Raw genomic sequence first — 11546 nt, 5'->3', positions numbered from 1 at the left:
AGTTGTAACCGCTTTTTAATTGATCGTTTTCAAAAAAACACATCAAATTACTTCTGAAATATTCGATTCCAAACACTAGTTAAAAATTATTTATATTAGAAGATTGAGTATTCATTTTCAAACATAAAATTTAAAAATGAGCGACAATTCTTCTAATTCTGAGGCAACCAAGCGCATTGCCGCCATAGATCTGGGTACCAACTCTTTTCATGCCGTTCTGGTAGATATTTATCCCGATGGTAGTTTCCGTACAGTAAATAAGCTCAAAGAAATGGTTATCCTGGCCGAAAAAGGACTGGAAGACAGATTGAGCCGCGACGCTATGGATCGTGGATTAGAAGCGCTGAAAAGAATAAAGTTTTTGTGCGACAGCCATCATGTCGAAACCATTCTGGCCTATGCCACGAGTGCTATTCGGGAAGCTGAAAATGGAGGTGATTTTATTAAAGAGGCTGAAGAAGAAACAGGGATTAGAATTCGGGCTATTTCTGGAAAAATAGAGGCCGAATTGATTGGTATAGCCATTAGATACAGTATTGATTTAAAAGATGAAATGGTACTTATGGCCGATATCGGTGGTGGAAGTGTTGAATTTATCATTGGCAATCATCAAAAGTTTATCTATTATAATAGTTTAAAACTGGGGGTCGCTCGTATGGCTGCTGCCTTTGTAAATTCAGACCCAATTGAAGACAAAGAAATTGATCACTTACAAAAGCACTATAGAGAGGAACTTGCCGAAGTCCTAGAACTGGCCAAAGAACATCATGTAAAAACCATCATTGGCTCTTCTGGAACTATGGAAAATATTGCTGAAATGGTAGCCCATAAAAACTCCCTTCCAACCAAGATGAGTCTAAATGAACTTGAATTTAGCAGCGTTGATTTTAAGGGCTTATACACCAACTTTATCAAACTGGATAAGAAGCAGCGACTTGATCAAAAAGGCTTAGAAGAGAAAAGAGTTGATATCATTAATCCTGGGATGGTTTTAGTGAATTTTCTTGTGGATGAGCTGAAACTTGAAACGATTAAAATATCAGAAGCGGCCCTCAGGGAAGGGATGATCATGAATTTTATCACTACCAAAAAAGAACAGCTTAACCTGGACCTCATCGCCAATTTCAAAGACCCACGCCGACGAAGTGTTTTTGAATTACTTCGTAAATGCAACTGGGCGGAAGCACATTCCCAACATGTTGCTCGTTTTGCGCTTCAACTTTTTGATGAGTTTAAGCTGGAATTAAAGTTAAAAGAATCGGACAGGGAGTTACTGGAATTTGCGGCTTTACTGCATGATATCGGTTATTATATCTCCTATCGAAAGCACCATAAGCATGCGCTTTATCTCATACGATATTCAGATTTGCTTGGGTTTAAAGAGGATGAAATCAATATCATGGCCAATGTAGCCCGGTATCATAGAAAATCTGCACCGCATAAACGCCATAAGCGGTACAGAAAATTAAACAAAACCAACCGAAAACGAGTTAAAAAGCTGTCTGCAATCTTAAGGATTGCCGATGGTTTGGATAGAAGTCATTATCAAAATGTGCAAAAACTGGAAATCGAGCATAAAGATGAAACCGTCCACCTGCGTATCACGACCCAGGCAGACCCTGAACTTGAAATCTGGGGAACTCTCCGCAAAGCGGATCTCCTTGAAAACCTAATCGGAAAAACAATAAAGGTTTTTTCAGAAGGAAAATAAGGCAGCACCATATATCATCCTAGATTAGCATTGACTTAAAATATGTTTCAATGTCCAGAATTTTACATCACCGCTTCCAACCAAGACAGTTTTTCTTTTTCTGAAGCTTCGCTAAGACCAATTTTAAATCCCGCAAACCAAGAAATTTTCTACTTCCGTAGCTTTTCGAGGAGGGTCGAGTTCTACTCAGCACTTGTTTGGCATTAACTAAAAACTTATGTTTATGAAAAATTTGGAATTAACTCAGATGGAGAGTGTAAAAGGTAATGGTCCTTGTTTTAACGATGTAGCGTGTGTTACAATTGCTCTTAATGCAGGCTTTTTTGCTCCAATTATCGTAAGTGTGGCAAAGAGCAATTACTTGCACTTTTCTTATGGAATATGGTTTTGAAACAGGTGCTGGTACAGAATGGTCGTGATAACTTTTATATAATGAAAAAGATAGAAAGAAGATTAATTTTTATATTACCAACAATACCTTTATTTTTAATTATTGGTAATAAAATTGCCATGATTTATTTAATTCTAGTTAACATAGGAATTTATTTTTATGAGAATAGAAAAAAATTATTTAAAAGCAATAATTAATTTAATAGTTTCTCTTAACAATAATTATTTTTAAAGTCTATAATTTACATAGTTATAGACTTTTTTATTACTCTATCGTACTAAATTAACTTGATTAATTTTTCATCTAGTTTTAAATCAAAAAAGGATAAACCACCTCTCACCAAGACGGTTTTTATTTTTCAAAAGTCCAGACCAAGATCTAGATGCATAAAGGTGGTTTGGGTAGAAATTGACGTTAAGACTATCAACAAACACCCTCCTTAATCCTCCCTCAAGGGAGGAGACTTACTGAGAACATTTCCCTTCTAGCATCACAAGTGGAACGAGAGGAATGCATTATGCCGATAGGCAAAGGGTGTTATAAGTGTTGTAATTCCTAACCACTGTAACGCCAAGCCCAATTTTTAAATCCTAAAAACTTGCTTGGCACTAACTTAATACTTATAATTATGAAAAATTTAGAATTAACTCAGATGGAAAAAGTGCAAGGGGGAGGCGAATTATGTTTTAATAATGTTGCTTGTTGGGGTGCTTCAACTCTAATGGGGATAGTGTTTGCACCTGCTGGCATTGCTGCTAGTGCAGCATGCTTATTTTCAAGTTGTGATGGTGACGATGCTGGCTCTCAAGCATGGTATGAATTTTAATATTATGAATAATTATTTACGTAGATTTTTATTTTTATTACCCAGTGGACCTCTGCTTTTTATAAATTATTATTTTGCTATTTCATATGTTATATTTATTTTAATAGTGTTGATTATTTATGAGAATAGAAAAAAATTATTTAAAAGCAATAATTAATTTAATAGTTCCTCTTAACAATAATTATTTTTAAAGTCTATAATTTACATAGTTATAGACTTTTCTATTAGTCCATCGTACTAAATTAACTTGATTAATTTTTCATCTAGTTTTAAATCAGAAAAGGATAAACCACCTCTCACCAAGACGGTTTTTATTTTTCTAAAGTCAACGACAGAGCTAATAAAATCTCTAAACTTTTAGCTAAATAAAAAAACGTCCAACTTGTCCCTTTAGAGACTAAACATTGATAAAACCTAAAGCATCAACTAAGCCAGCGTGCCGTCAGGTACACTATATACTTTTAGAGGTTTGAATTGTCCTGTTTCCTGAATCTTGTTTCTTCTGTCCTTTTTTACATTTAATGTCTGGTATCTGGATAAAATTCCCCCTTTGGGGGCTAGGGGGCATTCCCAATCGTATCTTCAAACAACTTCAGTATTCGTCTGTACTCATCCGTCCAGCTACTAGGCTGGGTAAAGCCGTGATTTTCTATAGGATACACTGCCATTTCCCAGTTTTCCTTTTCAAGCTCAATAAGGCGTTGAGAAAGCCTGACGACGTCTTGAAAATGCACATTGGTATCTATCATTCCATGAGCGATGAGCAAATGCCCTTCCAGTCCCTCAGCAAAGTAGATAGGTGAGGATTTTCTATAGGCTTCTGGGTCGAGATGTGGTTCATTAAGTATATTGGAGGTATACCCATGATTGTAATGCGCCCAATCGGTCACAGATCTTAAGGCAGCACCAGCAGCAAAGGTCTCCGGTTCATTAAACATTCCCATCAAGGTGATGAATCCACCATAGCTTCCTCCGTATATTCCTATTTTTTCTGGATTGACGCCGTGGTTTTCAACCAGGTAGTTGGCTCCATCGACTTGGTCGGACAAATCTTTACCGCCCATGTGACGGTAGATGCCTGTTCGCCAGTCTCTGCCATAACCGGCACTTCCTCGGTAATCGATATCCAAAACGGTGTAGCCCAAATCAGTTAACAAATTATGAAACATATATTCTCTGAAGTAACTCGACCACCACTTGTGTGCGTTTTGCAAATAACCCGCTCCATGCACAAAAATGACGGCTGCGTTCTTGTTGACGCTTTCTTCTGGCTTATATAATCTGGCATAAGGTTTAGCGCCGTCTTCAGCTTCAAATTGGATTAGTTCGGGCGTTCTCCAGTTGTAGGCTTCGAAAGCTTCAGACTGACCGTCTGTAAGTTGCTTGGCCTCCGCATTGGCTTTTGTTTTCTTTAGATACAATTCTTCTGGCGTATTCGAATTGGAAAATACAATCGCCATTTGCTTTTCATCTGGAGATAAGATCACGCTGTTTTTACCTTCCATAGACGTCAACTGCGTAGCTTTTCCTCCCATAACCGGCATTTTATAGAAATGACGTTCACCAGGATGCACTTCAGAAGAGCTGAAATACCAGGATTTTTTATCATTGGACAGTTGCGGATTAAAGACTTCATAATCGCCTTTAGTCAACTGCTTTTGAGTGTTGTTTTCAACATTATGGAGGTATAAATGTGAATAACCCGTTGCTTCAGACTGAAAGTAAACGTGTGTATCGTCGGCCAGCCAGCCTAAAGTTCCGCCACCGTAATAACTGCCTATGCCTGGTCCTGCAATCCACGCTTCATCATGTTGTCTGTCCAAATTCTCCAAACTTCCTGTATTCAAATTCAGAAGAGCAATCCAGCGGTCTTTATTGTCCTGGGCTCTTATGGAAACGACGGCGTGTTGATCGTTGGATGAAAATTCTACACTAGAAAAACTTACCGCTCTTTCCTTTTCTTCCCATTCTCTATCTGGATAATCTTCAGTGTATGTTGGCAAATCGGTAATGCCAGGCAGGGAAGACACATCAATTTTAAATACGGTATCCTTCTGAATATGATACAGGTATAGATCTCTTTGGGCCGTTTGATCGCCGACTTTGCTTCTCGTATTCAGTGGTTCGGTGTATCCCGATGCGTCGACATAATTGGGAACGATAGTGTTTTCTGGTGAATCGGGCTGGTAAGTTTGAAAAGTCAGGAATTGTCCTGTTTCACTTATATCAAAATTGAATGCTCTCTGCTTGTCCAGGTAAAACGTGTATTCCTCATCGGTCAATAATTCTCGATTTTTATCCCTTAATTCACTGGTCTCTTTTTGAGTTCTGACTTCTTCAAGTAAACTCAAGTTTTCATCCTCTATCCATTGGTTTTTCTCAGATTTTTTAGAGGTTTTGTCATTGGAACTACCGGATAATATGTTGGTTTTCTTCTGAATTTGCCCCTGCTTTACATTATAAATATAAAGGTTATTATTGCTGATAAACGCATATTCAGAATCGGTTATAAACTTTGGGTTTTGAATGGATTCACCCAAATCTAAAACCAGTTCTGTTTTATTCTTTTTGACATCATGAAGATATAAGTCTCCAGATTTGGTAAACAGTTTTTGTGTCCGCTTGTCATTGTAATCTCCGTATGGAGAAACCCTGGCTTTTCTTTCCTCTAGACTTACCTTTTCTATTTGCGATGAATTGGATAAGCGGATTTTGTATAAGGAATCAGCTACATTCTGCTCTGGATTGTAATCAAAGTAAATGGTATTGGACTGCTCATTCCATTGGATGCCAGAGGGGAAAGTTCCCATCCAGTTGGGATCCTGCATGATTTTTTTGACAGATAACTGAGATTGGGCAACTGCCGAAACACTTAAAAATAAAGCAACAAAGAGAATACGTAATGCTAAAGTCATGGTAATATTGTTTTTTGAGAATAATCAAATATAATAGGTTTTGGTCTAAAGGTAAGAGTTGAAATCTTGCTAACTTTAAGCCGAAAACATAGTGCTATGACCAAAATTTCTAGTATAAGTTTAATGCTGTTGTTGATGATCTACTCAGCAAGCAGCTTTTCTCAAGACAAAAAGGCCTTCGAGCTATACAATCAAAAAGGAGATAAAATCAGTTATCAAAGTATTTTGGACAGCATTTCCAAAACAGATGTCGTCTTGTTTGGTGAGTTCCATAACAATCCAATCTCGCACTGGCTTCAGTTTGAACTGGTTTCAGATTTAAAAACAGACAGTATCCATCTCGTGATTGGTGCAGAAATGTTTGAAACCGACACCCAAAAGGCTTTAGATCTTTATCTAAACGATAGTATAAATGAAAATGAATTCAGAAAAAAAGCAAGAGTGTGGAGCAACTATGCAACCGATTATAAACCTGTTATTGAATTTGCAAAATCTACCTCAACGCCTTTCGTCGCCACCAATATTCCTCGCCCTTATGCGACAAAAGTGTATAAAGAAGGAGGATTTTCAGCATTGGATTCGCTACCGGCAGAAGAGTATGCCTGGATCGCACCTTTGCCCATTCCATTTGATATTGAACTGGATTCCTACCAAAATATGCTGGACATGATGGGTGGTCACGGCGGGGAAAACCTCGTAAAAGCACAAGCCATAAAAGATGCGACCATGGCCCATTTTATTCTGAAGAATTTACAACCCAATCAGGTGTTTTTTCACCTCAACGGTAGCTACCATTCCAACGATTTTGAAGGCATTTACTGGTACTTAAAAACGTATAATGATGATGTGGATGTTCTCACCATTTCTACGGTAGAACAAGAGGATCTGAATAATCTGGAAGAGGAACATCATAACAAAGCCAATTTTATGATTGTTGTAGATGAAGATATGACTAAAACCTATTGAAGTAAGGAGAATTTAAGGAATGGAGGGGTTGTTTGAAGCTGTATGTTTTTATAAATTGGTATTAATATTTATTGATTGCATGGATTACAAAAACTGACCCACCAAGGCGGTTTTTCTTTTTTATAAAATCAACGCCAATCCCAATTTAAAATTAAGGTTTTATCTTGAATATTTCAAAACATCCATAATTGTCATCTGAAATAAACATAGAGATTTCAACATGATAATCTAACAATATATCAGCGATAGATTGTGTTTTTATATTCCCCGTTCTTATCCAAATGATTTTGGGAGGAAAGCCATAAAGAGAATTTAAATCATTAAAATCTGAGTCTTGTGTAACTATAATATATGCCTTAGTTTTTGCATACTCCCATAGTTCTATATCAGTGGCATTAATTAATCCCTCTTTTTTTACAGTAGTAGAGTCAGAATAGTTTTCAGGTAAACATTTTAAAATACGATGAGATATATTTTGATCAAACAAAAATCTCATATAGCTATTTGATAAATTTTATTCTCTCTATCAGCCGCATAGCTTAATGCTGCATAAATATCTTGGTCTGTCAACTCATCAAAATCCTCTAAAATATCTTTTACCGTCATTCCAGAGGCAAGCCATGTAAGAATATCATTAACACTTATTCTCATCCCACGGATGCAAGGTTTACCTCCTCGTTTACCGGGCTCTATGGTTATGATGTGTTTATAATCTATCATTAATAAGTCTTTTTATAAAGATACGATATTTTATGAATTGCAAACTATACTTAACTTTCAATAAAATTAAATAAAAGCATAAACAATATCGTTTTCAAAAGCCCAATTTTAAATCCAAAACACTTGCTTGTTATTAACTGAAATCTTATTGTTATAAAATTAGAATTAACTCAAATGGAGATTATTAGAGGTGAAGGTGATATTTTCCATTGGGATTGGTCAAAAAAACCATCCACATCAGATTATGGGTGTATGGTTTTAGGTCTAGCCGCTGGTGTAGTCACGGTTTTTAATCCACATGTTGGTGGGCTTACTGTAATAGGGTGTATGTTGACCAAATAATTTTGCTAAAATGAATAAAGGATATTTAATTTCAATAATAGTTATAATAATAGCTTTGGGGTATCGAAACTCCAAAAGAAAAAACAAATCTGATTCCCACAAAAAATTAGATTTTGTTATAAATTAAAGGGATTAATTATAAATCTTTATTTAGATATAAACCGCCTCCCATCAAGGCGGTTTTTTTGAGTCAAATCAGTTTCAGCTTTATCACTTTATTACACCCATCTCAATCTTCCCTCAAGGGAAGAAGTTTAAGTTTGGTTATACTCATGTTTAAGTTTTCCCTTAAGGGAAATGCCGATAGGCAAAGGGTGTTATACTTGGTGAAATCCCTCACCCCTAATACGCCAGGGCCAATTTTTAGAGTTAACTTATTTGTTTAATTTTGAACCATGAGCGAAACTTTAAGAATTACCTACATACAAACCGAACTCACCTGGGAAAATCCCAAGGTCAACAAACTTCATTTTGAACAGAAGCTTTCGGAGTGTCCATCAGATACAGAGTTGATCATTCTGCCAGAGATGTTTACCACTGGATTTTCCATGAATGCGGAGGCCAATGCTGAAGAAGCTGAGGTCGTCTTGGACTGGATGAAAGCTCAAGCCAGGAAATATGAGGCTGCCATTACAGGAAGTGCAATGGTAAAAGAAAACGAAAAGTTTTATAACCGCATGTTTTTTGTAAAGCCAGACGGCTCATATGCCAAATACGACAAAAAACACTTATTTACGTTGGCCAGAGAGCATAAAACTTATACGCCAGGCACCGAACGCTGCGTGGTAGATTACAAAGGCTGGAAACTATGCCTTTTGGTGTGTTACGATCTTAGGTTTCCCGTTTGGGCAAGATACAAAGACGATTATGATGCCTTGATTTACGTTGCCAACTGGCCCAAAAAACGCGTAGCTGCCTGGGACATCCTCCTACAGGCAAGAGCCGTAGAAAACATGAGCTATTGCATAGGCCTCAACATTATGGGGATAGATGGGAACGAGTTTCCTTACGTTGGACATTCTGCAGGATATGATGCTTTAGGCAAATGTTTAAGCGATCATCATCCTGAAGAAGAAGCCATCCAAAGCCTTACTCTGGAAAAGTCTCACCTTAGTGAACTGAGAGAAAAGTTAGGATTTTTACGAGATAAAGATCCCTTTAGTATAACATAATTGAGTTAATCTCATCCCAGTTTGCTCTTATTTCAACTGGCTGGCTGTCATAAAGTACAGGCTCCGGTTTGATGCCTTCAACGAAATTACCCGTATCCCATCTGCCATTGCCATTAAGGTCATAAATCAAACGGATGTAGTAAAAACCAGGTTTTATAAGCTTAAAATCAATGGTATTTGACTCGGTTTCATAAACTGAGGATTCTACTTTTCCCTTTTCATCAACAAGTTCTACTATAATTGGAAACTCATCTACATTGGTAATGGTTAAGGTCAGGTTTCCAAAATCTGATAAGGGTCGAGTAGCGTACTTGTAATTTAAACTATCATTTGTAGTCTCAAAAAAATCAGTGATGGCTCCTGGAAATAAATCAATTTGATAAGACGTTTGTTCTTCTTTTTCAAATTTGAAGACCAGATGATTGTAGAGTGTGTCAACTTCCAGCTCAAAATCCACCGGAATGGAATCCTTGGTCATCATGCGAATGGAATCCTTTTGAAAAGATGTAATGGGGGTATTGGCTTTCAGCTTAAAGTCAGATAAAAGCTTGTTTTTATCTGATTTGACTTCTGAAATTTTTAAAGAATCTTCTTCGATTTGCTTAGGTCTTATTTCAACTGTATCCAGTTTTCCCTGATTGGTGAATGCGAAAAGTAAACTGTCTTTTTCAAGATAAGGTTTGTACCAATAATGAAGCGTATCGGTTTCTTCATCTTTAAAATATTTGGCCTCAAAAGGTTCATCTGTTTCAGATATCAAATCGATTTTAAAATCTTCCAATCGACCCTGAAATCCAAATTCGAAATGTTGTTTGGAAATCTGCTTGGGTCTAAATGCTTTTGGCTCCAACTCTTGTTTAAACACCAAAATATCATATAATTTATCTGTTGGTATTTTTACGGTGTCTTCTACAAAGCCTATTTTATCTTGAGATGGATCAAATTTGTAGTTGTTATTTTTATCAGAAATGGCCACCATTTTATAGTTGCCAGGTTTCAAATTATCAAGGCTAAACAAAGACGTAGAATCTCTCACAAATGAAATGTATCTCGGGATTTGGGTATACACAACTGAGTCTGAATAGGTAGAGTCCAAAGGGTACAACATCACAGAAATATTCTCATCAGAAATTCTGTTGTAAGAATCAAACACGTTGCCTTCTACCTGCAGGGAGTCGACATAATCACCGGTTGAAAAAACGTATTTGAAGTATGGAAGCTTATTCCCCTCATTATTATCTTCTATACTTTTTCCAAAATTGACAGTATATGTCGTATTGTCTTCCAGAGAATCTCTAGGGATTTCTAATCTCACGTATCGACTTGCGGGTCCAGTAGGATAGATATTTGGTCGAGGTTCTATAGGGGGAGAAATGAAAATTTGCTGTCGTGGATCTTCCAATTTTATGTACTCATCAAAATTGATAACGATTTGCTGTCTTTTATAGTTGGTAGAGTAATTTTCTGGATTTGAACTTACAAACTTTGGCGGGGTAGTATCTACAGGGCCGCCGTCTGGTCGACCTCTTTGCGCACAGGAAAAGACTGAGACCACCAGAACCAAAAAGATAAAGAATTTGAAAATTTGAATTTTCATAACCAGAATTTAGTTTGTACAAAGAAACAACAAAATATAAATTTTATTCAGTGAAACTCTAATTTCAGAAGCCTGTCTTACTGAAATTTGCTAGTTGAACTAATCCCAATAACGAAGCATTTCTGAATTGTCTGCCTTAAAAAAACCTCCGAATTCTGCATCAAAAATAGGATTGAGTTTTGATCTATATCCAAACATTCTTTGATTATTTACTTATTGCAATGGTTGCAATGCTTAGCTTATGAATGCTCACATCCTTTAATGCTAAATAACACGCCTCTAAAGTAGCTCCAGTTGTCACAAGGTCATCCACCAGCAAAATGTTTTGAGAAGAGAAGTCTGCATGATCATTCACATAAAAATGATTTTGCACAACTTCAGACCTGGCCAGTCTATTCTTGAAAACCTGAGTTTTGGAATTGGAGCGTCTTTTCAAAAGACGATCATTATAGTCTGCTGAAAGTTTTTTAGCAATAGACTTTCCAAAACCTTCTACTTGGTTGTACCCCCTTTCACGCATTCGCTTGTTATGGAGTGGAACTGGAATGACTGTATCAATTTTTAAAGCCCAACCCGCATCCACTAGAGTGTCTCCAAGCCATTCTCCTAGATGATAACTCAATTCTTTATTTCCCCTGTATTTGAGGTCGTGGATTAAATTTTGAATAATTCCTTTCTTTTCAAAATAAAACAAACTTGCTGCCTCATCTACTAAAACTCGTCCGTATAAAATCTTATGCAAGTCGTGTTCGTCATCAAAAAAATTAGGATAAAGCGGTAGTTCATTTCTACAGAAAGTACAAATCAGGACCTCTTCTTTTAGAAGAACAGCTTCACAACAAGCACAAAGTTTAGGGAACAGAAAATTTTTAAAATCCTGAAGCATCTGATAATAAATTGGTTACA

General features: G+C 36.7%; 10 protein-coding genes. 5 read left to right on the top strand and 5 right to left on the bottom strand.

The window, feature by feature from the left end; genetic code table 11:
* Positions 1-136: 136 nt before the first annotated feature.
* Positions 137-1711, top strand: a complete 1575-nt coding sequence (locus LB454_RS12680) for a Ppx/GppA phosphatase family protein (RefSeq protein WP_224465047.1) — start codon at positions 137-139, stop codon at positions 1709-1711.
* 1019 nt (positions 1712-2730) lie between these two features.
* Entirely contained in the window at positions 2731-2928 is a 198-nt protein-coding gene (locus LB454_RS12675) for a hypothetical protein (RefSeq protein WP_224465046.1), read from the top strand.
* Positions 2929-3485: 557 nt separating this feature from the next.
* On the opposite strand, the gene LB454_RS12670 is transcribed toward LB454_RS12675, so the two are convergent.
* Positions 3486-5843 carry a S9 family peptidase gene (locus LB454_RS12670; protein ID WP_224465045.1) on the bottom strand — a complete coding sequence of 786 codons (2358 nt, stop codon included), beginning with the start codon at positions 5841-5843 and terminating at the stop codon, positions 3486-3488.
* Positions 5844-5939: 96 nt separating this feature from the next.
* On the opposite strand from LB454_RS12670, the gene LB454_RS12665 reads away from it, so the two are divergent.
* Positions 5940-6809: a ChaN family lipoprotein gene (locus LB454_RS12665; protein ID WP_224465044.1), complete on the top strand. Its 870-nt coding sequence runs from the start codon at positions 5940-5942 to the stop codon at positions 6807-6809.
* 151 nt (positions 6810-6960) lie between these two features.
* On the opposite strand, the gene LB454_RS12660 is transcribed toward LB454_RS12665, so the two are convergent.
* Both LB454_RS12660 and LB454_RS12655 read right to left on the bottom strand, forming a co-directional pair.
* The gene (locus LB454_RS12660) at positions 6961-7305 is read right to left on the bottom strand and encodes a DUF5615 family PIN-like protein (protein WP_224465043.1); all 345 of its coding nucleotides are present in this window, start codon (positions 7303-7305) and stop codon (positions 6961-6963) included.
* A complete protein-coding gene (locus tag LB454_RS12655) occupies positions 7302-7529 on the bottom strand; it encodes a DUF433 domain-containing protein (protein ID WP_224465042.1) in 228 nt (75 codons plus the stop codon). The genes LB454_RS12660 and LB454_RS12655 overlap by 4 nt, the downstream gene beginning before the upstream one ends.
* 174 nt (positions 7530-7703) lie before the next feature.
* Between LB454_RS12655 and LB454_RS12650 the strand changes: the two genes are divergently transcribed.
* Together LB454_RS12650 and LB454_RS12645 are read left to right on the top strand one after the other, a co-directional pair.
* Entirely contained in the window at positions 7704-7871 is a 168-nt protein-coding gene (locus tag LB454_RS12650; RefSeq protein WP_224465041.1) for a hypothetical protein, read from the top strand.
* Between the two features lie 395 nt (positions 7872-8266).
* Complete coding sequence (locus tag LB454_RS12645) at positions 8267-9043, top strand: amidohydrolase (RefSeq protein WP_224465040.1); 777 nt, start codon at positions 8267-8269, stop codon at positions 9041-9043.
* On the opposite strand, the gene LB454_RS12640 is transcribed toward LB454_RS12645, so the two are convergent.
* The gene (locus LB454_RS12640) at positions 9030-10640 is read right to left on the bottom strand and encodes an Ig-like domain-containing protein (protein ID WP_224465039.1); all 1611 of its coding nucleotides are present in this window, start codon (positions 10638-10640) and stop codon (positions 9030-9032) included. The genes LB454_RS12645 and LB454_RS12640 overlap by 14 nt on opposite strands.
* A 205-nt stretch (positions 10641-10845) precedes the next feature.
* Positions 10846-11526, bottom strand: coding sequence for a ComF family protein (locus LB454_RS12635; RefSeq protein WP_224465038.1), 681 nt, complete (start codon positions 11524-11526; stop codon positions 10846-10848).
* Positions 11527-11546: the final 20 nt, after the last annotated feature.

Source organism: Psychroflexus montanilacus (genome assembly GCF_020164535.1).
GTDB classification, from domain to species: domain Bacteria; phylum Bacteroidota; class Bacteroidia; order Flavobacteriales; family Flavobacteriaceae; genus Psychroflexus; species Psychroflexus montanilacus.
Note: the sequence above shows the minus strand (reverse complement) of the source record. Positions and strands in the feature narration are given on the sequence as shown.

Coding starts and splice junctions, on each gene's coding strand:
- LB454_RS12640 (WP_224465039.1), bottom strand. CDS start 10,640: ATGAAAATTCAAATTTTCAAATTCTTTATCTTTTTGGTTCTGGTGGTC.
- LB454_RS12680 (WP_224465047.1), top strand. CDS start 137: ATGAGCGACAATTCTTCTAATTCTGAGGCAACCAAGCGCATTGCCGCC.
- LB454_RS12665 (WP_224465044.1), top strand. CDS start 5,940: ATGACCAAAATTTCTAGTATAAGTTTAATGCTGTTGTTGATGATCTAC.
- LB454_RS12655 (WP_224465042.1), bottom strand. CDS start 7,529: ATGATAGATTATAAACACATCATAACCATAGAGCCCGGTAAACGAGGA.
- LB454_RS12675 (WP_224465046.1), top strand. CDS start 2,731: ATGAAAAATTTAGAATTAACTCAGATGGAAAAAGTGCAAGGGGGAGGC.
- LB454_RS12650 (WP_224465041.1), top strand. CDS start 7,704: ATGGAGATTATTAGAGGTGAAGGTGATATTTTCCATTGGGATTGGTCA.
- LB454_RS12670 (WP_224465045.1), bottom strand. CDS start 5,843: ATGACTTTAGCATTACGTATTCTCTTTGTTGCTTTATTTTTAAGTGTT.
- LB454_RS12645 (WP_224465040.1), top strand. CDS start 8,267: ATGAGCGAAACTTTAAGAATTACCTACATACAAACCGAACTCACCTGG.
- LB454_RS12660 (WP_224465043.1), bottom strand. CDS start 7,305: ATGAGATTTTTGTTTGATCAAAATATATCTCATCGTATTTTAAAATGT.
- LB454_RS12635 (WP_224465038.1), bottom strand. CDS start 11,526: ATGCTTCAGGATTTTAAAAATTTTCTGTTCCCTAAACTTTGTGCTTGT.